The following is a 24,649-nucleotide window of genomic DNA, read 5'->3' as shown; positions in this document are numbered from 1 at the left end:
TAGCGAAAATGCTGAAACAACTTCGTCCAGCGCTCGTCATGATCGTTTCCCTTACCGTCATAACCGGTTTGCTCTATCCGCTTGGTATGACGGGTATCGCACAGGCGATCTTTCCTGCCAATGCCAATGGCAGCCTGATCCAAAAGGACGGTACAATCATTGGCTCCGAATTGATCGGACAAGGTTTTACCGGCGATCGCTACTTTCACGGTCGACCATCTGCCGCAGGACAAAACGGTTATGATGCCGCGAGTTCCGGCGGTTCCAATCTCGGCCCAACTAATCCAAAACTGATTGAGCGGGTTAAAGCCGACGCCGCTCCTCTGGCAGAAGGCGAAGGCGCTGCGCCACTGCCGATTGACCTGGTGACAACATCCGCAAGCGGTCTCGATCCGCATATTTCACCGCAAGCAGCTTTTTATCAGGTGCCTCGTGTTGCGAAAGCGCGCGGGATTGATGAAGCCGCACTGCGTGGAATCGTCAAGAAACAGGTTGAAGCCCGTGAACTCGGTTTCCTCGGTGAACCGGTGGTCAATGTTTTAAAGCTGAACCTTGTTCTGGACAGGACCAGCACCAAGTAGAATAACTGGCGGCGGCATGATTTGTCGCCCCTTCCCTCCAGGAGCTTTATTTGACATCGGATCCGCTTCGCTTCGGCGAGAACAGACCCTCACCCGATGCTCTACTCGAACAAGCGGAACGCGAGACGCGTGGCCGCCTGAAGATATTTCTCGGTGCTGCGCCGGGCGTCGGCAAGACCTATGAAATGCTGATGTCGGGCCGCGCGCGCAAAGCCGACGAAATAGATGTCGTCATCGGCGTTGTGGAAACACATGGGCGAGCGGAAACCGAAGCCCTGACTGAGGGGCTCGAAATCGTGCCTCGTGCGCAAGTCTCCTACCGTGGTCATCAACTTGATGAAATGGATATCGATGCGGTGCTGGCCCGCAGACCACAACTGGTTCTTGTGGACGAACTGGCGCACACAAACGCATCGGGCAGCAGGCATCCTAAGCGTTATCAGGATGTCGAGGAAATTCTGGCCCATGGAATTGATGTTTATACGACGCTCAATATCCAGCACGTCGAAAGCCTAAACGACGTCGTGGCGCAAATCACCCGCATCCGGGTACGCGAAACAGTGCCCGACAGTATCATCGACCGTGCCGACGACATCGAATTGATCGATCTCACGCCGAATGATCTCATCAAGCGCCTCAATGAAGGCAAGATTTATCTCCCGAAAACTGCAAAACGGGCAATCCGCAATTATTTTTCTCCGGGAAATCTGACAGCACTACGAGAACTGGCGCTCCGTCGTACCGCCCAGCGTGTGGACGAGCAACTTCTCAGCCATATGCGAGCCCATGCTATCGAAGGGCCGTGGGCCGCTGGCGACCGCATTTTGGTTGCCATCGACGAGCGTCCCCGTAGTGTATCGCTGGTTCGTTACGCGCGTCGGCTTGCAGATCGTCTTCGCGCACCTTGGGCGGCCATTCATATCGAAACCGCACGTTCCGCTGGGCTTACTGAAGAAGCTAAGGACAGGCTCGCGACAGCACTAAGGCTCGCCGAACAGCTTGGCGGGGAAACAATCATCATTCCGGGCCAGTCCGTCGCTGAAGATATTGTTCGCTACGCTTCAGCCCACAACTTCACTCAGATCGTCGCCGGAAAATCCATAAAGTCGCGCTGGCGTGAGATGATCGACGGCTCCATTGCGCGCGAGCTCGTCCGGCTTTCCGGTGCCATCGATATTCATATTACGGCAGGTGCCGAGCACGAATACGGAGGAACCAGCCGCAAGGTCAGCACAGCCAGGCAGAAGGCAACGCTCGATATCCGACCGTATCTGATCGGTATTGCCATGACGGGCATAGCACTTATCGCTGGGTTGCTGCTCGACCAGTTTTTGGACGTGCGCAGCATAGCTCTTGTATTTGTTGTCGGCGTCCTTGGTGTTGCAGTTACCCTCGGCCTCTGGCCAGCACTTTTTTCATCGGTGCTTAGCGCCTTTGCCTATAATTTCTTCTTTCTTTCACCACTCTACACATTGTCTATCGCCGATCCCGAAAGCGTCGTAGCACTAATTTTCTTTCTGTTTGTGAGTTTCATTGCCAGCAATCTGGCAAGCCGAGTACAGCGCCAAGCCGCAGCCGCGCGCCAGCGTGCACGCATGACGGAAGACCTGTATCTTTTCAGCAAAAAGCTGGCCGGGACAGGCTCACTTGACGACGTGCTTTGGGCAACCGCATTCCAGATCGCGTCGATGCTCAGGGTCCGCGTCGTGATCCTTCTTCCTGAAGGAAACACAATTGCAGTCAGGGGCGGTTATCCTCCGGATGACACGCTTGATGATGCGGATATCGCTGCCGCACACTGGACATGGGAACACGATCTCCCGGCCGGACGTGGTGCCAATACGCTGCCGGGTGCCAAGCGGCTCTATCTGCCTCTCAAAACAGCACGAACATCCGTGGGCGTGATCGGCCTCGACAATGACCGCATGGGGCCCATCCTCACGCCAGAACAACAACGCCTCTTAGAAGCCTTGGCCGATCAGGCCGCAATTGCTATCGAACGCGTTCAGCTTGTTGGTGATGTGGAGCGAGCCAAGCTGGCAGCGGAAGCCGACAAGCTGCGTTCAGCTCTCCTTACTTCAATCTCCCACGATCTGAAGACCCCGCTTGCCGCAATTCTTGGTGCCGCTACAACCTTGCGTGATTATTCCAGCTCATTGCCAGATGCCGATCGGTCCGATCTGGTCGCAACCGTGGTGGACCAATCGGAGCGCTTAAACCGTTTCATCGCAAACCTCCTCGATATGACGCGGATCGAAGCGGGTACGATGAAGCCCAATCTGTCACTTTACTATGTTGGCGACCTCATTGGGGCTGCACTCAATCGTGCGGCCAAAATATTGGCCCATCATCAGGTCAATATTTCTGTCCCAGCTGATTTGCCCATGGTTCAGCTTGATGCCGTTCTGTTCGAGCAGGTCCTGTTCAATTTGTTCGACAATGCAGCGAAATACGCCCCTGAAAACACACCGGTTACGATTAAGGCCCATGCTGGACCGTCTCGTATGACACTCGAAATCAGCGATTGGGGGCCTGGTATTCCCCCGAATGATCTGGAACGTGTGTTCGATACATTCTATCGTGTTCGTAAAGGTGACCATGTGCAGGCCGGAACCGGACTGGGGCTTTCCATCGCTCGTGGTTTCATCGAAGCAATGGGAGGTTCTATTCGGGCAAGCAATCGGCATGAAGGCGCTGGTGCCATTTTTACAATCACATTGCCCGTCCCGGCTGATGAAATTGACAGAAGCTCATGAACGATCCGAAATTGAAAATTCTTGTTGTCGACGATGAACCGGCCATCCGGAAGTTACTGCGGGTTGGACTGACGACCGAAGGCTATACCGTTGTCGAGGCGGTGAACGGCGGCGAAGCTGACGCGCACATTGCAACGGAAAAGCCCGATATCGTGCTACTCGATCTGGGGCTTCCCGATACTGACGGGCACGCTTTGCTGCAACGCTGGAGAGAGAACGGCGTGACCTTGCCCATTCTCATCCTCTCAAGCCGCACCGACGAAGCGGGGATCGTCCGTGCACTTGAAGAAGGGGCTGATGATTACGTCCCGAAACCCTTCGGTATGAAAGAACTTGCCGCGCGTTTACGGGTCGCATTACGCCACAGACTGCAACAGCAGGGAGAAAAGCCGCTTTTCCAGAGCGGCGGCCTTACGGTCGATCTTGTTCGCCGCATTGTGAAACTCAACGGCGACGAAGTTAAATTGTCACCGAAGGAATATGACATTCTGCGCCTTCTCGTACAGCATTCTGGAAAAGTGCTGACACATGATTATATTCTAAATCAGGTTTGGGGACCCGCAGCTGACGTTCAATATCTTCGCATCTATGTCCGCCAGCTACGACAGAAGATTGAAAAATCCCCGGATCAGCCGCATTATATTCTAACCGAAACAGGCGTCGGCTACAGGCTGCGCGAAGCTGATCCAGCTCCCTGAGAAAGCCGGAACCAAGCCTTTGCGAAAGCGTTGTTTGCCAAATAACCAAGGTGAAGGAGGCAAGCGTGGTCGAGCTGGTTAACAATATCGAGAATCTGGAATTTATCATTGCGAAAGCTCGAGAATATGATGTTCAGGTTCCCGCAACCGATGAAGAATCCGGTTCTAACGCCAGCGACGACAATGAAGTTGATATTCTCGATGCCTCTCTAGCAAACCCAACTCGCAAAGAACTTTTTGCGGCTATCCGCTCCCTGAATATCGATGAGCGGCAGGAATTGCTTGCGCTTATGTGGGTAGGTCGCGGCGACTTCAGCGCCGATGAATGGGACGAAGCCCTCTCAACCGCCGCCGATCGCGACAATGGCCGCGAAGCCAAGTATCTCATCGGCACACCACTTCTGGGAGATTATCTGGAGGAAGGATTGGTCGCGCTCGGCTTCAATGTCGAAGCCTACGATAATGAATAAGAAAAATTGATGTTTCCATGCACCCTTCTGTTTTGACGCCGCCATATCGGCGCATTAGTGTCGAGTTCAAATCGGGTTGGCATATACTGACCCTGAACATTAAGTGCGACGGAGGACGGCACGATGCTTCAGAAAAACCTCGACCAGAAAACCGACTTCTATATTGATGGAGCGTGGCGCGCTCCAATAGACGCCAGGACCATTGAGGTCATCAATCCCGCCAACGAAAAGCCTTATGCCGTCATTTCTGCGGGTTCTTCAAAGGACATTGATCTCGCGGTCGCAGCCGCACGCAAGGCTTTTCCGTCCTGGAGCGAAACGCCAGCTGAAGAACGCATCGGCTATATCCGGCGGTTAGTGGAAATTTACGAAACCCGTCTGGAGGAAATGGCCAAGGCAATTTCACTCGAAATGGGTGCACCAATCACACTTGCACGTGAATCGCAGGCTGCTGCGGGCCTCTCTCATACCAAGGCTTTCATCGCGGCCTTCGAAAACTTCGAGTTCGAAGAGATCCTTTCTCCGAAACACCCCAACCAGATGGTCGTGCGCGAACCGATCGGTGTTTGTGGCCTTATTACGCCATGGAATTGGCCAATGAACCAGATCGCGCTGAAAGTTATTCCTGCGCTTGCTGTTGGCTGCACCGTCATCCTGAAGCCGTCCGAAATCGCGCCGATGTCGGCTATGCTGTTTGCTGAATTTGTGGATCAGGCAGGCTTCCCGAAAGGTGTTTTCAATCTCGTCAATGGGGAAGGCACCGTTGTTGGAGAAGCGTTGTCGCAACACCCAGACGTCGACATGATGTCCTTCACCGGCTCGACCCGCGCGGGGACGGCAGTTTCGCGGGCCGCAGCAGCAACGGTAAAGCGCGTTTCGCTGGAACTTGGCGGCAAGTCACCGAACATCGTTTTTGCGGATACCGATCTGGAAAAGACCATGGCACGTAGCCTTGCGCATTGCTTTGAGAATACCGGACAGTCCTGTAATGCGCCAACGCGCATGCTGGTGGAGCGCTCCGTTTACGACAAGGCCGTGGAAATCGCCAAGAAGGTGACCGCAGACACCAAGGTCGGCGACCCAGCCACGGAAGGCGATCACATTGGCCCGCTTTCTTCCTCGATCCAGTTCGAGAAAGTTCAACAGCTGATCCAGAAGGGCATTGATGAAGGTGCACGGCTTGTGGCAGGTGGTACAGGGCGCCCAGACGGGTTCACCGAAGGTGACTTCGTCAAACCAACCGTCTTTGCCGATGTGAACAATGACATGACGATTGCTCGCGAAGAAATCTTCGGGCCGGTGCTTGCAATGATCCCTTTCGATACGGAAGAAGAAGCCATTGCCATTGCCAACGACACGCCATATGGACTTGCAGCCTATATTCAGACTGGTAGTCCAGAACGCGCAAAACGCGTGGCCCGCAAATTGCGTGCAGGTATGGTGCAGATCAACGGCACATCGCGTGCACCGGGCAGCCCGTTTGGAGGATACAAGCAATCGGGTAATGGTCGCGAAGGCGGGAAATGGGGTCTGGAAGATTTCATGGAAGTAAAGCTTATCAGCGGCTAACCAATAAGATGACAATAAAAAAGCGCCGTTTAGCGGCGCTTTTTAGTCTTTTACTCGAAGTTAATTTTTCCCGATAACTCGAATGCGCTGATCGCCGCCAATATCTATGAACTGCGTCGGTGGCGGCACTTCATGAACGTCGTGCGTACCGAAGCTTTCGGGGTAAAACGCATAACCGTCTGGTGCACGAGGCGGGTTGGTGTCGTCGATTAGACGACCGCCCGCCAATTCCGTCATCGGATCGGGGATGGCTGAAATCAGTCGCCGTGTATAAGGATGCGTCGGATTTGAGAAAATCCGGTCCCACGGACCGCTTTCGACAATCTGGCCAAAATACATCACGGCTACACGATCACTCATGTGCTCAACGACGCTCAAATCATGGCTGATCATGATGTAGGAAAGGCCAAGTCGCTCTTTCAACTCCAGCAGCAGATTGATGATTTGTGCTCGGATTGAAACATCAAGCGCCGAAACCGGTTCATCAAGAACGATAACTTTCGGGTTAAGTAACAGTGCTCTCGCAATCCCGATACGCTGACGTTGGCCGCCGGAAAACTCGTGCGGAAAACGCTTTGCCTGCTCGGGCTTCAAACCGACGAGACACAAAATTTCTTCAATACGTCCATCAACCTCGCTGCGCGATGTCACGCCGTGAAGTCGCAAAGGCGCGGCCAGCGACGTGTAGACTGTCTGCCGCGGGTTCAGTGAAGCGAATGGGTCCTGAAAGACCATTTGCGCCATCTTGGCCCGTTCCAACCGGGATGGTTCGTTCTTTCCGGTGATCGGACGTCCTTCGAAATAGATCTGCCCACTGGTCGGCTTCTGCAAACCGACGATGGACAGTGCAAGTGTAGACTTACCGCAACCAGATTCTCCCACAATCGAAAGGCACTCACCCTTGTTAAGAGTCAGGCTGAGATTGTTAACGGCGCGCAACAATTGCTTGGAAGGACTGAAAATGCCACCGCTCACAGGGAAGTAAACACAGACATCGTCAATACGGACCAATGGTTCTACCAGTTTGGTTGAATGCATATCATTCATGATGGAAACACCTCACCACACCGGCATCCTCAAGTGGCGTCCAGCCCGGCTTTTGCGCACGACAAACATCGGTCGCGCGCGTGCAACGCGGCTCGAATCTGCAGCCTTTTGGAAAAGCGGAAATCGACGGCACAACACCTTCGATTTCCTGTAACCGCAACTGCCCCTCCTTCTGACGCGAACCGAGGTGCGGGAGAGAAGCCAGAAGACCATGCGCATAAGGGTGCGCCGGATGGTGGAACAGACCTGCTGTTATGCGTTCTTCGACCAGATGTCCTGCGTACATGACACCCACGCGACGGCACATTTTCGCAATGACTCCCAGATCGTGACTGATCATCAGAACGGAAGTCCCTCGCGCTGTGCAAAGTTCTTGCATCAGACGCAAAATTTCCGCCTGAACCGTCACATCGAGTGCGGTCGTGGGTTCATCAGCGATCAGCAGATCAGGGTTGCATGCAAGTGCAATAGCAATCATCACGCGCTGACGCATACCACCCGACATCTGATGCGGATAGTTCTTCACACGTTGCTCTGGCGCAGGAACTTGAACACTCGCAAGCGCTTCGACCGCCTTGCGCTCAGCCTCGTGCCAAGTGGCACCTTGATGCAGCACGAACATTTCCGCAATCTGCCGACCTACTGGCGACAACGGATTGAGAGCAGTCATCGGCTCCTGAAAGATCATCGCTATACGATTGCCACGCAGCTTGCGCATTTCGCGCGACGAAATGGATCGCAGGTCTTGCCCTTTAAAGCGGATCGCTCCTCCGGTTATCGACAGCGGCTTGCGCAAAAGCCCGATCATCGACAGCGCGGTGATGCTTTTTCCACAACCGGACTCTCCGACCAGACCGAATGTCTCGCCAGCTCCAATAGTGAACGATACATCCTCGACCACATTATGTTTGCTCGAACCGGAGACGATATCGATCCGAAGGTTTTCTACCTCAAGAAGTGCTTGTTCGCTCATACCTTGCGGGTCCTCATATGCGGGTCGAGCCAGTCGCGAAGACCGTCACCGAACAGGTTGAGCCCAAGTACAGTGAAGAAGATGGCCAGACCGGGAAACACTGCAGCCCAAGGCGCATTAACGATCAACTCGCGCGCATCAGTGAGCATATTGCCCCAGCTTGGATCAGGTGGACTGATCCCGAGTCCGAGATAGGAAAGTGCTGCCTCCGCAAGAATTGCATCGCCCATTCCGAGCGTGCCTATCACAAGAATAGGCCCGATCATGTTTGGCACGATCTGCGTGATCATGATGCGGACATCGCTATAACCGAGCATCTTGGCCGCCTGAATATAGCCCTGCTTTTTGAGCGACAGTGTAGAACTCCGCGCAATGCGGCAAGTCCAGGACCAGTTCGTCAGACCAAGTGCGAGCAGCAGGCTCGGCAAGCCAGGGCCAAGGACAGCCATGATTGCCAGCGCAAAGATCAGCGACGGAATTGCCAGCATCAGATTGGTGAGGCCATTGACGAAATCGTCCCACCATCCGCCGAAATAACCGGCCGAAATGCCAAAACACAGACCGATAACAGTGTTGATGCATTGCGAGACGACACCAACAGTCAAAGATACTTGCGCACCATAGAGGATGCGCGAATAAACATCGCGGCCTTGTGCATCCGTGCCGAACCAGAACTGTGCATCAGGCGGAAGTTCGGCATTCATCAGGTCGGCATCAAGAACCGGATTATAGTGTGCCAGCAATGGCGCAAAGACAGCCGCTGCCACAATGACAATACACACGAACCCGCCGAATGCGAGATTGAAACGCAGCTTCATGGGCTTACTCGTGGCTTATGCGCGGGTCGATAACCGCGTAGAGAATGTCAACAATCGTATTGATGACCAGAAACCACAATACGATTACGAGAATTGCCCCCTGCACGACGGGAATGTCGCGCAAAGAAACGCTATCGATCAGCAAGGAGCCAAGACCCGGCCACGAGAATAGCTTCTCCACCACCACGGCCTGCCCCATCATCGATCCGAACTGTAGGCCGATGGTCGTGATAATCAGCACCAGCGCATTGCGCATGACGTGCCATTTCACCAATCGAAAGCTGCTCATACCTTTCGAGCGGGCAGTACGGATGAAGTCAGCGCCCATCACTTCCAGCACGGCTGCGCGCGTTGTCCTTGCAAGTAATGCCAGAGGCGCAACACCCAAGGTCAGCGCTGGGAGGATAATGTTTCGGATACCACCATCACCATAGCCAAAGCTCGGCAACCATCCAAGTGTCAGTGCAAATAGATACATGGCCAGCAGTCCCAGCCAAAATTGCGGCAGCGAAAGGCCCGAGACCGCTCCAATCATGGTCACGCTATCGAGAATGCTTCCAGGTTTCAGTGCGGCGAGAAATCCGAGCGGTACGCCTATCAGGATTGCAAACCCCATGGCCGCAAAAGCAAGCTTCAGCGTGGGCCACATGCGCTCCTGAATAAGCGAGACAACCGGCTGCCTTGATCGATAGGACGTACCGAGATCAAACTGCGCCAGTTGAATCAGATAATTGCCAAAACGCACATGGACTGGCTTGTCGAGGCCGAATTCCTGGGTGATCTTTTCAACCATTTTGGGGTCGTTCATGCCCTTGCCATTGGCAATTAGGCCAGAAGCGATGCTGCCCGGAACAACACTGAAAATGACGAAGATCAACAATGACACAGCGACAACCGTCGGTATCATCTGCAGGACGCGCCGAAGAATAAAGTAGAGCACATGGTCCTCCTTTCGGATCAGCGCAAAAGACGCTGGAGCAAAGGGGATCAATGGCCCGCCCGATGACGAGCGGGCCGATCCAGATCAGCCGGAACTAGCGACCGGACGGAACCGTGTCATCAACCCACAGCTTTTCATAGGACTGAACTGCGAGCTCTGCCGAGTTCGGCTGCAGACCATGCAACCATGGCTGATGTGCCATGACCGCCTTGTTGTAGTTGAAGAACCACACCGGCGCTTCTTCCTGCAACAGATTGTTGGCCTTCTTCAGAAGTTCGTTCTTCTCTTCTTCGGTTTTCGCCACCTTTGCCTCATCGACAATCTTGTCGAATTCCGGGTTGGAGAATTTCTGGTAGTTACACGCAGATTGTGGGGTCGTGGAATAGAAGCACTGCATGGCAGTTAGTGCATCCGGACCGCTTTCGAGCGACCACATATAGGCCTGGAAATTACCAGCCGGAACCACATCCGCAAGTACCGACGCTTCGACTGGCTTTGCCTTCACCTTGATACCGACTTTGGCGAGCATTGGAATGATCGCCTGAACAATGGTCAAGCCCCAGCTCTCGTTCTGCGTTGCCGTCAGCTCAAACTCGAAGCCGTCAGGATACCCAGCCTCAGCAAGCAAAGCTTTTGCTTTTTCAGGATCATACGGATAAGGTTTCGCATCCTTGTCGAAGGCTGGCGATGAGTTCGGAAGCCAACCAACAGCACGATAAGCCTTATCTTTGACAAGGCGCTTGATGATGAGATCGCTATCGATGGCGTAGTTGATTGCCTGACGAACACGCTTGTCCTGGAACGGCTTAAAATCCGGATTAAAGCCGACAGCACGCGTATATACCTCAGCCACCTCGACCATATTCTTCGCCAGTTCGGGATCGGCAAGATAGGCGGTATATTGTGCCGGCCCGAGCACTGCTACGTCGATTTCCTTGTTGCGGAACGCAACGTCGCGGGCGGCCGCGTCACCCATGATCATGATGTTGATCTTGTCGGCGTAGGGCTTGCCCTTTTCGTAGTACTTATCCCACTTCTCGACTGTCAGGCGGGAGCCAGGAACATATTCCGCAAACTTATATGGCCCGAGACCAATCGGGTGACGCTGGAACTCCTCGCTATCGCCCTCACCCGCCGGGTAAATGGCGGTATTGTTGCGCATAAACTGGAAGCCCGGATCGATTGGCTGCTTCAGCGTGATTTCGAGCGTATGGTCATCAATCTTCTTCAGACCGGAAATTTCCTTGGCCTTGCCCTGCGTATATTCTTCAGCCCCTTTGATCTCAGCAATGTAACGTGCCGGTGGGAACGCCTTTTTCGGGTCCATTATCCGGGTGTAACTCCAGATGATGTCATCGGCTGTCAAAGGCTTGCCGTTGTGGAAAAATGCATCCTGACGAAGCTTGTAGGTATAGACGAGCCTGTCGTCGGACACCGTCACATCAGTTGCAAGACCGAGCACCGGCTTGTTGAGATCGGCATCCCAATCATAGAGCGTGCGGTGAATAGCCTTGGCGTAGAACTCGTCCTGCGTGGCAGGCGAAGCCTGAATGTCGAGCGTCGAGAAGCTGTCGCCGTAAGGTGCGACAAAATTGATGACTCCTCCCGAACGCGGCTCGTCCGCAGCATAAGCTGCCGTTCCGGCCAACAGAACTGCAGACAGCGCCGCCAGCAATGCAAATTTTCTCATATTGTTCCCCTTCAAGTATCATTCTTTCGATTCAGATGAACCGTTCGTTCGGGCAGTTCTGCCGAAACTTCGCTGCCCGAAATTGCCCCGAAGCGTTTAGCTTCAATTCTTTTTATCGCCCCCGGAAACCGGGAACATGTATTTCATGACCGTTCGAATACGACCTCACCGTCACGCACGGTAAGAACACAATGCGTGTCGTTGAGAATCTCTTCCGGCTTCGCGGTGAGCATATTGCGTGAAAAGACCGCAATATCAGCAACCTGTCCAGGTACAAGCTTACCCTTCACATTCTCCAGTTTCTGAGAGAAGGCACCAAACTCAGTGTAGACCTGCAGGGCCTCTTCAATGGTCACGCATTCGCGAGCATCCATCACTGTTCCCTTGCCCGTTTCGCGCGTCAGCATTGAATAGATGTTCGGGTAGGGATTCGGATGACAAACCGGTGAATCACTGCCAGTCGCAGGCTTGAAGCCCAGATCTTTCCAGGTTTTCAGCGGGTAGCTTGAAATTGCGCGCTCTTCGCCGAGAACAGAAATGTAGGCATCACCAAAGTCGTAGATGAAGACCTGCTGTGGGCATGGATAAATGCCAGCCTTTTTCATCCGATCATGCTGTTCCGCCGTAGAGAAACCGCAATGTTCGATACGATGGCGGCGATCTGGATCGGGATAAGCAGCGAGCGCCTTTTCATACGCCGTGATCAACTGGCCGATGGCTGCGTCGCCGATAGCATGGCACGCCAGTTGATAGCCCTTTTTATGGGTATTCAGCACCAGCGCTTCCAGTTCCGCGTCCGGCAATATCTGGACACCAATATTGTTATCGTCGCCGAGATACGGCTTGCTCATCCATGCAGTTCGTCCGCCTGCAGAGCCGTCGAGGAAAATCTTGACAGCGCCGACCGTCAGCATGTCATCACCAACGCCGGACACAAGACCGGCATTATAGCATTCCTCTACGATGGAAGGCCCCGGATCGCCGAGCAGCACGAGCCAGGTGCGCACTGGCAAACGCTTATCCAGCTTGGCGAGATTATAGGCGCGGATTTCATCGAATCCTGCGACCTGACCGACAGCGGCGTCCATGACGCTGGTTATGCCATAGGAAAGAAGCAGATTTCCCGCAGCCTCAATGGCCTCGATCATCTCTTCCGTCGTTGCCTTGGGGATAGCCTTGCGGACAGCCCCTTGAGCATTCTCGGCAACCATACCAGTCAGAGTGCCATTTTTCTGCTCGATCAGCCCGCCCTCTGGCACAGGTGAACTTTCGTCAATACCTGCCAGTTCAAATGCCTTTGAATTGAAGATCGAAACATGGCCGCATGCGCGTACCACCATGACGGGATTGTTTGGAGCAACAGCATCAAGTTCCGACTTATGCGGATGGCGACCGACATCGAGCTTCGTCTGGTCATAGCCGCGCGCCCTGATCCATGCCCCCGGAGGTGCAGAAGCAGCCTGTTCGCGAATGGCATCGAGCAAACTTTGCAATGTGGGTGCCGCTTGCGGCGTCGCGTCGATCCACTTGAGTGTCAGTCCCACGGAAATGAGATGCAGGTGAGCGTCGTTCAGTCCAGGCGTCGCAAAGCGCCCTTTGAGATCGATCAAACGCGTATTATCGCCCTTCAAAGACCAAATCTGGTCCCGTGTACCCGTTGCAAGAACCTTTCCTTGCCAGATAGCCAGGGCTTCGACCGTGCCCTCTTCATATCCACACCAGATCGTACCGTTATATACTATGGTATCGGCACACAATTCGGGCATTACAGGCATTTCAGCGATCCCCTCCCTACGTCACGCTTATATAAGGTAAGGGAGATTTCCATCGATGCTTTGACTGATCAAGCCGTGGATTTGTTAAATTTAAAGGGGATAAATTGTTCAAAATGACAACTGTACGATCAATTTGCCGAAACTTTTGCAAAGAGGACGTAACGTTTTCCTAACAAATCGTCAAAAACTGACACCGAACTGCCTCCCCTCTCATCGCCGCCCTGCCAGCAATCGCAGCTTTTAAATCTCTGCAATCCGGCGAAATATAAGCGGCGTCACTCGTTAGAGTGTCGCTTGATCCACGAAAACGCGGATCAATGGCATACCCCCGGCCCGTTCCTTGGCGACTTATGCGACCAGCGCACTTTAATCGTCAAGGGATGGGTTAAACAATGCGCCACGATCACGCGACCGTGACGCCATGAAAAGACGATCAATCTCTCAATATGCCGATCCGGTTGTGCGATCTCCCAATTGTTCAGGCGTCAGTAAATCCGCATGATGAGCGCGCGCAACATCTGGATGCGACCGGAGGCGACTTTTGAGATTATTTGCACCGACCTCCCGGAAGATTGGATTCAGCGCATCGACTGTGACGCCGCGCTCCTTGGTCTTCAACTCATCCGGCAAATCTATAACCGGAATAGTTGCATCGTATCGAGCACCCAGGAAGAAGGCGACGGAAAAGCGCTCCACGCCAGCTGGAGGTGCAACAACGCCGTGTACATCCGCCCGCACGAACCCATTGGTGGCAAGTTCAAGCAATTCTCCCGTGTTGATAACAAAAGTGCCAGGAACCGGGGGCGCATCAATCCATTCTCCATCTTCCCGCTGAACACGCAGGCCGGGGACGACATCCTGCAGCAGCACGGTAACGAAACCGCCGTCCTTATGTGCCCCTACTCCTTGCTCGCTTTCCGCCACGTCGCGCCCCGGATAACGGATAATCTTCAGGAGTTGGGATGGATGCGGCTCATAAATTTGAGCGAAGAAGTCTTCCGATTGTCCCAAAGCCGCGGCAATGGCCTTCAGAATATCAATGCCAACGCGCGTGACCTCAGCCTGATAGGCAAGCAGCAAAGGCTTAAGTTGGGGCAGTGCTTCCGGCCATTGGTTCGGGCCGATCAGACGCTTCCATGCCGGGCTATCGGGACCAATCTCAGCGGGCTCCGATTCCGTGTTGATATCGAGCTGCTCGCGCCAATCCTGCTGGCCACGAGTACGTTCAAAACCAGCACGATTATAACCGCGAAAATGGGATGATTTCACCATTTCGATCTTGAGTTTTTCTTCCGCAGGAAGCGCGAAAAATCTCTTTGCAGTCGCAACTACGTCTTCCACAAGTTTCGGATCGACGCCATGCCCTGTCAGGTAAAAAAAGCCATGGTCGTGAAGCGTCCGGCGAAGCTCCTCTATGAAACTGCTGCGCTCTTCCACACTTCCGTTGAAACGGGATAAATCAAGCAAGGGCAGATTGATCGGCGTGGTGTGTATAGTCATTGAAACCTCCTGAAAAACTCTCAGCGTGAGCGACGGCTGCGCGCCACGCGGTGATTGACGAAACGAGCGGCGTGGTCGCCCGTGATCTGAATGGATTGCACGATTGCAACCAGAATGATGACAACAGCGACCATAACTTCCGGCATAAAGCGCTGATATCCGAAGCGAATTCCGAGATCGCCCAAACCGCCACCGCCAACTGTTCCTGCCATCGCAGAATATCCAACAAGACTGACAAGTGTAACCGTTTGCCCTGCAATGATTCCGGGCAGCGCTTCAGGCAACAGCACCTTGAGGATGATCTGAATGGGTGTAGCGCCCATGCTTTCGGCGGCTTCAATCAGGCTTTGGTCTACTTCACGCATCGCGGTTTCGGCGAGACGCGCATAGAGAGGGGTGATGGCCACTGTCAGCGGCACGACGGCAGCATAAGTACCAACGGTTGTTCCTACGATCAGACGCGTCAACGGAATGATAGCCACCATCAGAATGATAAACGGTGTAGATCGAACCAAATTGACGATAGTGCCTGCAACGCGATTGAAAACCGAGCGCTCAAGAAACTGCCCCGGACTGGTGACAACAAGTGCAACACCGAGCGGCAGGCCGATCAAAGTGGACAAAATGGCAGATGCGGCCACCATAGTGGCCGTCTGCTTCAGCGATTCAAGCAAAAGCCCGACGAGCGCCGGTGGAAGCAGATCGGACAACATGACCGATGACCTCTCCATGAAGATTGAGTGAAGAAAGATAATTGCAGACGTCCGCGAGATCGGCCGAACCGCCCTCAGCAATGAGTGTCATGATGCCGAGAGGTTTGCCACCGATATAGTCTATGCGCCCATGCAGTATGTTCGGATTTATCCCGAAGCGTCTCACGAGCGTCGCAACGACCGGTTCATGGGCGGCTTCACCAGAAAATATGATACGCAGGACCGGGTCTGACCCGACAACAGGTTGTAGAAGCAACCGCTGCGATACTTCCGGCGGTAAATCGTGGGCGACGATGCTTGCCAGAAACGACCGGGCGATAGGGGATTGCGGAAAGGCAAATACGTCGAACGTTGCTCCGCTTTCAACGACTTTGCCGCCATCAAGAACCGTCACATGGTCTGCGATTTGGCGCACCACATCCATTTCATGCGTAATGAGCACAATCGTCAGTCCCAGCCGCTGATTAATATCTTTCAATAACGAAAGAATTTGTTCTGTGGTTTCGGGATCAAGCGCCGATGTCGCCTCATCGGACAGCAAAACGCTCGGTTCCAGAGCCAATGCCCGCGCGATACCCACACGCTGTTTCTGACCACCAGACAATTCCGATGGATAGGCACCGGCCTTTCCCTTTAGGCCCACCAGATCGAGCAGATCGTTCACCCGAGTTCTTATGGCGCTACGACCAATGCCTGCGAGCTCCAACGGCAGCGCTATATTTCCAAAAGCAGTTCGTGAAGACAGGAGACTAAAGTGCTGAAATACCATTGATACTTCACGACGAACTTGTCGCAATTCGTCTTGACGCAATGTTGTGATCTCACGTCCTGAAACAAAGATTTCTCCTTTGCTTGGATGCACAAGACCGTTCAGGCAGCGCACGAGCGTACTTTTTCCAGCACCAGAACGACCAATGATGCCATGGATTGTTCCCCTCGTGATTTTGAGCGAGACATCATCGATAACCGCCCCAGCCTTCTCATCATAGGTTTTTGTCAGCGAGCGTATGTCGATAATTGGCGGAACCGAACCCGTTTCGTCCGGCACCACTTTCGACACAGATTCGCTCCGCACCAGCACGTTCATCTCACCAACCCGCTATGATGTTGCCATCGAATTTCTTCTCGATGAAGGCTTTGACATCAGGAGACTTATAGGCTTCGACCAACGTCTTGACCCAGTGGGCATCCTTGTTCTTTTCTGCAACAGCGAGCAGGCAGAAATAATCGGATAGCTGGTCTTCGATCAGGATCGCATCACGGGTCGGAACCAACCCGGCACTCAGTGCAAAATGGGAAGTGATAACGGAAAAATCCACGTCTTCCAGCGAGCGCGGAAGCTGGGCTGTTTCCATCGGAATGATTTTGACCTTCTTCGGATTATCGACAATATCGAGTTCAGTTGCATTGAAAGTCACACCCGGCGTCAGCTTGATAACCCCGCCTGCTTCAAGAAGCTTCAAGGCGCGACCCGCATTGCTGGGATCGTTGGGGACAGAAATTTGCGCCCCCTCAGGCAATTCAGCAAGAGATTTGTACTTGCGCGAGTAACCAGCCATCGGCAGCAACACCGTGCGTCCACCAACGGACACGAGGTTGAGACCTCGATCCTTGTTCTGCTGATCGAAATAAGGCGTATGCTGAAAGCCATTGGCGTCGAGATCGCCGTCATTTGTTGCCGGGTCGATCAGTGCGCCGTCCGAAAACTCCACAATCTCGATATCCAGCCCCTTTGCCTTGGCAACGGGCGCGAGTGCTGCGGCGATTTCCGCATGCGGTCCCGACGTCACACCAAACCGGATTTTTTCCGCGAGCGCTGGTGAAGCGACGAGCACTGAAAAGAGTGCTGCGGTGACTGCACCACGCAAAAATGAAACTGAATGCATCTTGTTTTCCCTGTAGTGATTTCCGAACGCGCCTATGATGCGGCGCGCCAATTGTGCTTATTGGTCCAGCGAACCAACCGTGAAACGGCCTCAAGCAGCGTTTCTTCGCGCTTGGCGAAACAGAAACGGACATGGCTGCGCACATCGCGCGCACCATAAAAAGATGAGATGGGAACCGGAGTTACACCTGCTTCAAGCGTCAACCGTCGACAAAAGTCGAGATCATCGCCTTCTGGATCGAGCGCCTCTATATCGGCCACTACGAAATAGGTGGCAGGGACCGCCACGACATCAAAACCTGCAGATTTCAGTCCATCAACCAGAAGATCCCGTCGCGATGCCAGGGATGCCCTGAGCTCAATGAAGTAGCTATTAGGTAACGAAAGCCCAACGGCAATCGCCGACTGCAATGCCGGCGGCGTGGTGAAAGTGACATACTGATGGGCACGCGCAATCGGCGCTAGAAGCTTCGTGGAAGCTGTCACATAGCCGACCTTCCATCCCGTCAATGAAAAGCTCTTTCCGGCGGAGCCAATTCGCACGACACGGTCGCGGACTTTCTCGACACCGAACATAGAATAAAATGGGCGACCATCGAACACGAGATGTTCGTAGACCTCATCCGAAACAATCAAAAGGTCACGCTTGATCGCGAGCTCGGCGAGAAAGTCCAACTCATCTGGATCGAATATCTTGCCGATTGGGTTCATCGGCGTATTGACGACAATGAGTTTGGTTCGAGGAGAGATTGCTTTTACCAGTTCACCTCGCGGCAATTCCCAATGAGGTGGTCTCAATCGCACCGGCACCACTTTCCCGCCAGCACGCCGGATAAGTGTTGCATAAGCATCGTAAACCGGCTCGAACAAAATAACCTCGTCGCCAGTATCCAGATGTGCCAGAAACGTATCGGCCAGAGCTTCCGTCGCTCCGGAGGTCACCAGAACTTCCTTTTCCCAATCAACGTCGAGACCGAGAGACCGTCTAGTGTTTTCTGCGACAGCCCGACGAAGAACCGGCAGGCCCATCATGGGTGGATATTGTTGTGAGGTTTCACGAAGAGCACGAGCGGCCGCATCAAGAAGTTCGTCAGGTTCAAAGCCTTCTGGAAACCCCTGCCCCAGATTGATGGCTCCACACTCGACGGCGAGCCGTGACATAGCCTCGAAAATCGACGTTCCCGCGTTGCCGAACACTTGATTGACCATCGAAGCTCCCCTGTTGCAATCGAACTTATGGAGAGAAGATAAAGCCTATAAATTTAGTGGACAAAGCATGGACTTGCCGTCCTTGATGATCGCAGGGAAAGCTTTTTCAAATTTTTCAAACGTAAAACAGTTTTGAGTTCCTTAGTCGCAGCTACTTGCACATCATGCCACTGCTCGGTTATGGCGATTGCGCCAAAGTTCTTCAGCTCTCTCAAAGAACTGCGCGTGGCTTTCGTTTTCGGCAGAGACCGCCGTCATCATCGCCATAGCTGCCGTGGCGACGATTGTATTTTCTGCACGCTTATCCACGGCTGCACCGGACCAGACACCATACCAATATTCGAATGAACTGAAATTGGAATGCTTGTCGCTGCTCTCTCTGGAGAGCGTGGGAAGCAACATTTCCGTTTCGTGTCCCTCGAGAAGCCTGTAGATCGTATGCGTTCTGTGTGGAACCAACTCGGCAACATCACGACTGGTTGAAACAACCGAAATCGACGGCGTGCCAAGCAGCACAGCCGCATCGCGGTGCAATTCGCGATATGTAGGTTGCGTAACACCAAGAAATGATGCTTTGAGACTCATCGGATTCAGCAGATGGACAAGGCTATTCATCGATGAGCGTGACTCGAATAATGGATAAAGCGCAAACAACGCGTGAATCTGGGGCGCAAAACCAGCCATCGGCATGAAGCAGATACCGTGTGCTCTCAAAGCACTCTCCGCCAGCGAATGCGATGTTGCAATCGGTAGGTTGATGGCTTCAGCCGCCATCTCAAGCTTGCCCGAGACTTCGCCTGTGCCGCAGTTGCCATGCAGAACAACGGGATAACCGGCTCTTGCTACAAGCAAGGCCGAAAGCATGAACCAGGGCGACTGCATGGAGTTCGGTGACAGATAGGCTGGCCAATCCAGTGCCGGTATGTTCAATCCCGGATCCACCGAATAAATTCGTCTCGCCGCACGCGCCATGCCTGCAAGTTCCGGAGCAGTTTCTCCGCGATAATGAATGAGCCGAAGCAATGCGCTGATCTGCATCGGATCGGCGTTACCCGTAAAGATTGTCGTGAATGCATCCTCGGCTTCCGACATTTCGAGAGGACGGGTATGCCCGACCTTCCGCCCGACAACAGCGATGTATTTTGCAAGCCTTCTGACCGGATCGTTCTCACCCTGAATGTTCGCGAATTGTGCGGCGAGCTGTTCTGGTGTTGGATGGTTTTCGAGCTCTACGATCTTACGAATGCCTAGCGGAGGCGGCGCCGTAATGGCGCTTCGCTTCCACCCATGGTGTCCGGTACAAGTCGATTTCGGCAATTCGGTCAGGTCTAGGTTCAACAGCGTTTCGGCTTCATTCGCTAGCCGCCGCAGACGTCCACGCAAGGCTTCGGCTTTCGGCGTCGCTATCATGCTTCGACCGGAACGAACCAGAATGGGATCATTGAACTTTTCGCGAATCTGGCCAAGCAGTCGGCTCATAGCAGCAATGCTTAGACCCATCTGCTTGGCAGCACCGCCAACACTGCCTTCCACAAGAAGTGCATCAAGCGCGATCAGCAGGCGCAATTGCCCCAAACGAAGGCTTTCATTCTCGCTCTTCCCCGTTTGTTGCTGCGTTTTCACTTGCTTGCCTGACATCGCTTTCTTGCTCGCTCATTTGCGATTTTTGAAACTTAGAACGCTTATAAAACATGACGATTGACGTCACCTTACTGGCATACATAAGGAGAGTTGAAAACTCAACTTTAAACGGTGACGAAAATGACCAGCTTGTTTCGGGGATTGTGGGCCGACGGTACACAAAACAGGCGTTTGGCCAGCAAACCGCTCATTTATAGAGCGTTTCTTGCCGGGACCTGTCTTTCCACAGCACTACTCCTGGGCGAAACGATTGCGATCGCGCAAACGGCAACCAACGCCGCAGAAGAGGCAACTTCAGACGAAGCCAGCGCTAAGAAGAAAAAGTCATCGGCAACAGAAGCGGGCATCGAAACAACCGCCGATGGTGCCGTCAAGCTCAACCAGATCGTCGTCACTGCAACCGGGTTCGAGCAGAATATCACTGACGCTCCGGCGAGTATCACGGTGGTTCCTGGTGAAGAGTTGGAAAAAGGCGCCTATCGCGATCTGACCGACGCTTTGAAAGATGTTCAGGGCGTAGCTGTTACCGGCCCTGCTGCCGAACGCGACATCTATATTCGCGGTCTCCCCGGCTCTTATACTCTACTGCTCGTTGACGGGAAGCGCCAAAGCACGCGTGATGCACGTACCAATGGAAACTCGGGCTTTGAACAGAGCTTCTTGCCGCCTGCTAATGCCATAGAACGGATCGAAGTCATTCGCGGCCCTATGTCTTCGCTCTACGGATCGGACGCTATGGGCGGTGTCATCAACGTGATCACCAAAAAAGTATCCGATACGTGGAGCGGTTCGTTCTCTGTCGATGGCACGGTTCAGCAGCATTCCAAATTCGGAAATTCGTTGCAGGGGTCCTATTACATGACCGGGCCGTTGGTCCCGAACCTTGTCGGTGTTCAGGTCTGGGGACGCGGTCTCAAGCGCCAGGAAGATAATATCGTCAGTGGTACGCCTGAACAGAAAGACATCGATATTACCGGGCGCATCACCCTTACGCCTAATGAAGATCATGATATCATGCTCGAATTGGGCAAGACTCGCCTCCGCCGCGACGCGACTGTTGGCAACACGGCGGCATCAGGCTCGGACTCCTACAATTATAATGACCGCGATCATTGGTCGATCAGCCATACTGGCCGCTGGGGACCGACCACATCGGAATTCTCATTCCAGCAGGAGTGGGCCGAACGCACCAATTTCAACTGGGATAACAAGACTAAGAGCTACGTCGAGAATCTGCGTTCGCCGCATATCCGCAATTCAGTGCTCGATGGCAAGTTCACAACACCGTTCGAATTCTACGGCAATCACACACTCGTAACCGGCGGGCAGTTCACACAATCGGTGCTAACCGACCAGAATCCAGGACGCCGCACAGGCTTGGACGAGGAGTTCAGTGTTCGCCAGTGGGCCCTCTTTGCTGAAGACGAATGGTGGATCACACCGGATTTCGCCCTGACGGGCGGACTGCGTATGGATGACCATCAAATTTACGGCTCACATTTCAGCCCCCGCGGCTATGCCGTCTGGCACGCGACTGAACAACTAACGTTTAAAGGCGGTATTTCCACCGGCTTCCGTGCACCGGAACTGCGCACAATCGCTCCGGGCTATGCTTATACAACGGGCGGTGCAGGTTGCTCCTACGGACCGGACGGCACCTGCGGTGTGATCATCGGTGATCCGGACCTGCAGCCCGAAAAAAGCACAAGCTATGAAGCCAGTGTCCTCTGGGACAACCAGTCCGGGCTTCGTCTTGGCGCAACTTATTTCTACACAGATTTCAAGGACAAGATCAGCAACGCATTAGTGACGGACGCCAACGGCAATCCGGTTCGCTGGAGCGAAGATCCGAACTATCGTCTCTGGTACAGTTTCAACATCGATGAAGCCGTCATGCAAGGTGTGGAGTTGACCCTCAACTGGGAAGCAACTGACACAATTACCGTACGCGGCAATTATACCTATACGGACTCGGAACAGCAGACAGGTGATTATAAAGGATTGCCGCTAACGCGTACGCCCAAGCACATGGCCAGCTTGCGCGCAGATTGGATAACGCCGGTTGAAGGCTTGAGTGCATGGGCTGCCGGTAATTACCACGGCGAAGAAACCAATGCCGGTGCACGTATCGGAACAGCCGGTGAACCAGTCTACAGAAACGGCAAGGTGATCGCTCGCAAATATAAGCCCTATGCGACCTTCGATATCGGCGGTTCATACGATTTCAGCGAGAATGTCACCCTGAACGCTGCCGTTTACAACATCTTCGACAAGAAGATCGATGTAGACGACTTCAATACAGTCGTCGACGGTCGCCGCCTCTGGGTCGGTATGACCTCCCGCTTTTAGGATCGCAACAACAAGACGCCTGCCAGCGATGCCGGGCGCCTTTTCCCTGAATGGATGCTCATATGAGCGTACTGACGAATATCTTAAAAAAGGTGTGCCTGATAATGGCAGGGATACTTACAGCTTCCAGCGTGCAGGCTGCCGGGCCTGTCACTTCGTCCTTTGATCTGGAAGCTAACGGCATCGCCTATCGTATATTCACCGCTGCGCCGAAAGAGACTGCGCCCGAAGGCGGTTATCCTGTCGTATACATGGTCGACGGCAATCGCATGTTGCCGATCGCGGCAAAACTCATGGCAGAAAACCCCGCCCTAAAGGCTGTATTTGTCGGTATCGGCTACCCGACGGACGATCAGGATGAAATTGTTCGCCTGAGATATTTTGACCTTACACCTTCGACGCCTGCCGACCTGATCCCGGTTCACTTCAATGTGCCGAATACGGGAGGACGGGATGCCTTCTTCGATTTCATAAACAATCAGGTGAAGCCCAAAATCGAAAAGCGTTTCAACGTCGACAAAGACCGGCAGGCTCTGTTCGGCCACTCTCTGGGCGGATTGTTCACCCTTTATGCTCTGTTCAGCCACACGGATTCCTTCCAGAGCTATAGTGCGGCAGACCCGTCAATCTGGTGGAATGACCGCTCAATTTTAAACGATAAAGATCAGTTCATCACGCGTTTCAAGGATGCCCCTCGTCCGATCCGTTTGCTCATAGAAACTTCCGGCAAGCGTGGGAGTCGCCCCGGTCAGACGAAGCAGGACAATGAACGGCTTAAAAAACTCCGTGGCGGACCTTCCGGTTCAGATGTCTTCAAAGAGCTTTCAGAATTACCGCGGATGGATGCTGCCTTTCATCGTTTCGAAGATGAAAGCCACGGCTCGATGATCCCGCTCACCGTTGGAGACAGCCTCAATTTCATTCTGCTCGGACAAAACCCCGAGGCAAAAAACAACTGAATTTTGTCTCTCTGTCTTTGACGGAGAAGATACTTGACTGTAAAGCACAGGATTGATGAAAGGATCGAAAACCATGCTGAATATCGCTCAACAGGTTACACGCTTGTGTGGTGCCGCCATCATGGCGATGGGCATTGCTGCAACTGCAAATGCTGCGGATCTAACCATCAAGCATGCTCAGGGTGAGACAGTGGTGCCAGCCTCACCGGCAAAGGTATTGGTTTTCGATCTCGGCACTCTCGATAATTTGGACCGTCTTGGTGTCAAGGTAACGGGTGTTCCAAGCGGCATATCCTTCCCCGAATATCTGAAGAAATATCAGAGCGACGATTATGCTAAAATCGGCACATTGTTCGAACCGGACTATGAAGCCGTCAATGCAGCAGAACCGGACCTGATCATCGTAGCGGGTCGTTCGGCCGCAAAATATGGTGAGCTTTCAAAAATTGCTCCCACCATCGATCTGACGACCAACGCGAAGAATTTCATCGCCGATACGGAAGCCAACGTCGAGAAACTTGGCCAGATTTTCGGGAAGGAAGCAGAAGCGAAGGCAGAAGCCGAGAAGCTTGATGCCGCACTTGCTGCGTTGAAAGAAAAGGCCGCCAACAAGGGCGCCGGCCTCCTGATCCTCACGTCCGGCGGCAAGATCAGCGCTTATGGCCCAGGTTCGCGCTTCGGCGTCCTGCATGACAGCTTTGGGGTCAAGCCTGCAGCACCCGATCTTTCAATCGGCAATCATGGCCAGCCCATCAGTTCGGAATTCATCCTCGAAACCAATCCCGACTGGCTGTTTGTCATTGACCGCGATGCCGCCATTGGTCGTGAAGGTAATTCAGCCAAGCAGGTTCTCGATAACGAACTCGTGCACCAGACCAATGCCTGGAAAAAAGATCAGCTCGTCTATCTGAACGCTCAGAACTGGTATCTGATCGGCGGTGGCCTCGGCGCGCTTCACGGCACGATCGATCAGCTTTCACAGGCTTTCGACAAAGCGAAGTAACAGCTTTCCAAACCCAATCCGGTCGGGCCATCCACAGATGGCCCGAATTCGCGATCAGGCAATAGAACAGGAA

The 24,649-nt window shown here is 53.6% G+C and carries 20 protein-coding genes; 8 read left to right on the top strand and 12 right to left on the bottom strand.

Annotated elements, in window-relative coordinates; all coding sequences use genetic code 11:
* Nucleotides 1–8: 8 nt before the first annotated feature.
* The 5 genes from kdpC to HWX93_RS14700 all read left to right on the top strand — a co-directional run bounded on the left by kdpC (nt 9) and on the right by HWX93_RS14700 (nt 6,074).
* Nucleotides 9–581 (top strand): potassium-transporting ATPase subunit KdpC, encoded by a 573-nt coding sequence (kdpC, locus tag HWX93_RS14720; protein WP_176037762.1) that lies wholly within the window; start codon nt 9–11, stop codon nt 579–581.
* Between the two features lie 50 nt (nt 582–631).
* Nucleotides 632–3,337, top strand: coding sequence for a sensor histidine kinase (locus HWX93_RS14715; RefSeq protein ID WP_176037761.1), 2,706 nt, complete (start codon nt 632–634; stop codon nt 3,335–3,337).
* Nucleotides 3,334–4,035 (top strand): response regulator transcription factor, encoded by a 702-nt coding sequence (locus HWX93_RS14710; protein WP_176037760.1) that lies wholly within the window; start codon nt 3,334–3,336, stop codon nt 4,033–4,035. The genes HWX93_RS14715 and HWX93_RS14710 overlap by 4 nt, the downstream gene beginning before the upstream one ends.
* 65 nt (nt 4,036–4,100) lie before the next feature.
* The gene (locus HWX93_RS14705) at nt 4,101–4,505 is read left to right on the top strand and encodes a DUF3775 domain-containing protein (RefSeq protein ID WP_176037759.1); all 405 of its coding nucleotides are present in this window, start codon (nt 4,101–4,103) and stop codon (nt 4,503–4,505) included.
* Between the two features lie 123 nt (nt 4,506–4,628).
* Nucleotides 4,629–6,074 carry an aldehyde dehydrogenase family protein gene (locus HWX93_RS14700; protein WP_176037758.1) on the top strand — a complete coding sequence of 482 codons (1,446 nt, stop codon included), beginning with the start codon at nt 4,629–4,631 and terminating at the stop codon, nt 6,072–6,074.
* A 60-nt stretch (nt 6,075–6,134) separates the two neighbouring features.
* Here HWX93_RS14700 and HWX93_RS14695 read toward each other — a convergent pair whose 3' ends face one another.
* The 12 genes from HWX93_RS14695 to HWX93_RS14640 all read right to left on the bottom strand — a co-directional run bounded on the left by HWX93_RS14695 (nt 6,135) and on the right by HWX93_RS14640 (nt 20,262).
* Nucleotides 6,135–7,121 carry an ABC transporter ATP-binding protein gene (locus HWX93_RS14695; RefSeq protein ID WP_176037757.1) on the bottom strand — a complete coding sequence of 329 codons (987 nt, stop codon included), beginning with the start codon at nt 7,119–7,121 and terminating at the stop codon, nt 6,135–6,137.
* Complete coding sequence (locus HWX93_RS14690; RefSeq protein WP_176037756.1) at nt 7,114–8,094, bottom strand: ABC transporter ATP-binding protein; 981 nt, start codon at nt 8,092–8,094, stop codon at nt 7,114–7,116. The genes HWX93_RS14695 and HWX93_RS14690 overlap by 8 nt, the downstream gene beginning before the upstream one ends.
* Nucleotides 8,091–8,912 (bottom strand): ABC transporter permease, encoded by an 822-nt coding sequence (locus tag HWX93_RS14685; RefSeq protein WP_109986484.1) that lies wholly within the window; start codon nt 8,910–8,912, stop codon nt 8,091–8,093. Before HWX93_RS14685 ends, HWX93_RS14690 begins: the two co-directional genes overlap by 4 nt.
* 4 nt (nt 8,913–8,916) lie before the next feature.
* Nucleotides 8,917–9,852, bottom strand: a complete 936-nt coding sequence (locus HWX93_RS14680; RefSeq protein ID WP_176037755.1) for an ABC transporter permease — start codon at nt 9,850–9,852, stop codon at nt 8,917–8,919.
* 94 nt (nt 9,853–9,946) lie between these two features.
* The gene (locus tag HWX93_RS14675; RefSeq protein ID WP_176037754.1) at nt 9,947–11,542 is read right to left on the bottom strand and encodes an ABC transporter substrate-binding protein; all 1,596 of its coding nucleotides are present in this window, start codon (nt 11,540–11,542) and stop codon (nt 9,947–9,949) included.
* A 143-nt stretch (nt 11,543–11,685) separates the two neighbouring features.
* Complete coding sequence (locus HWX93_RS14670; protein ID WP_419190986.1) at nt 11,686–13,308, bottom strand: amidohydrolase; 1,623 nt, start codon at nt 13,306–13,308, stop codon at nt 11,686–11,688.
* 450 nt (nt 13,309–13,758) lie between these two features.
* On the bottom strand, nt 13,759–14,817 hold the full coding sequence (locus HWX93_RS14665) for an isopenicillin N synthase family dioxygenase (protein WP_176037752.1): 1,059 nt from the start codon (nt 14,815–14,817) through the stop codon (nt 13,759–13,761).
* Nucleotides 14,818–14,837: 20 nt separating this feature from the next.
* Nucleotides 14,838–15,530, bottom strand: a complete 693-nt coding sequence (locus HWX93_RS14660) for a methionine ABC transporter permease (RefSeq protein ID WP_176037751.1) — start codon at nt 15,528–15,530, stop codon at nt 14,838–14,840.
* Nucleotides 15,484–16,617, bottom strand: coding sequence for a methionine ABC transporter ATP-binding protein (locus HWX93_RS14655; protein ID WP_210267223.1), 1,134 nt, complete (start codon nt 16,615–16,617; stop codon nt 15,484–15,486). The genes HWX93_RS14660 and HWX93_RS14655 overlap by 47 nt, the downstream gene beginning before the upstream one ends.
* Before the next feature lies 1 nt (nt 16,618).
* Entirely contained in the window at nt 16,619–17,416 is a 798-nt protein-coding gene (locus tag HWX93_RS14650; RefSeq protein WP_109986478.1) for a MetQ/NlpA family ABC transporter substrate-binding protein, read from the bottom strand.
* 32 nt (nt 17,417–17,448) lie between these two features.
* Entirely contained in the window at nt 17,449–18,624 is a 1,176-nt protein-coding gene (locus HWX93_RS14645) for an aminotransferase (protein ID WP_176037750.1), read from the bottom strand.
* 162 nt (nt 18,625–18,786) lie between these two features.
* Nucleotides 18,787–20,262, bottom strand: a complete 1,476-nt coding sequence (locus tag HWX93_RS14640; protein ID WP_109986476.1) for a glycosyl transferase family protein — start codon at nt 20,260–20,262, stop codon at nt 18,787–18,789.
* A 123-nt stretch (nt 20,263–20,385) separates the two neighbouring features.
* Here HWX93_RS14640 and HWX93_RS14635 point away from each other — a divergent pair, with 123 nt between their 5' ends.
* The 3 genes from HWX93_RS14635 to HWX93_RS14625 all read left to right on the top strand — a co-directional run bounded on the left by HWX93_RS14635 (nt 20,386) and on the right by HWX93_RS14625 (nt 24,576).
* Nucleotides 20,386–22,614, top strand: a complete 2,229-nt coding sequence (locus HWX93_RS14635; protein WP_109986475.1) for a TonB-dependent receptor domain-containing protein — start codon at nt 20,386–20,388, stop codon at nt 22,612–22,614.
* Between the two features lie 62 nt (nt 22,615–22,676).
* The gene (locus tag HWX93_RS14630) at nt 22,677–23,573 is read left to right on the top strand and encodes an alpha/beta hydrolase-fold protein (RefSeq protein WP_176037749.1); all 897 of its coding nucleotides are present in this window, start codon (nt 22,677–22,679) and stop codon (nt 23,571–23,573) included.
* A 55-nt stretch (nt 23,574–23,628) separates the two neighbouring features.
* Complete coding sequence (locus HWX93_RS14625) at nt 23,629–24,576, top strand: siderophore ABC transporter substrate-binding protein (protein ID WP_419190967.1); 948 nt, start codon at nt 23,629–23,631, stop codon at nt 24,574–24,576.
* The last annotated feature ends 73 nt before the right edge of the window (nt 24,577–24,649 follow it).

Source organism: Brucella tritici, from assembly GCF_902825325.1.
Lineage (GTDB): Bacteria > Pseudomonadota > Alphaproteobacteria > Rhizobiales > Rhizobiaceae > Brucella.
This window is presented reverse-complemented; position numbering and strand designations above follow the sequence as displayed.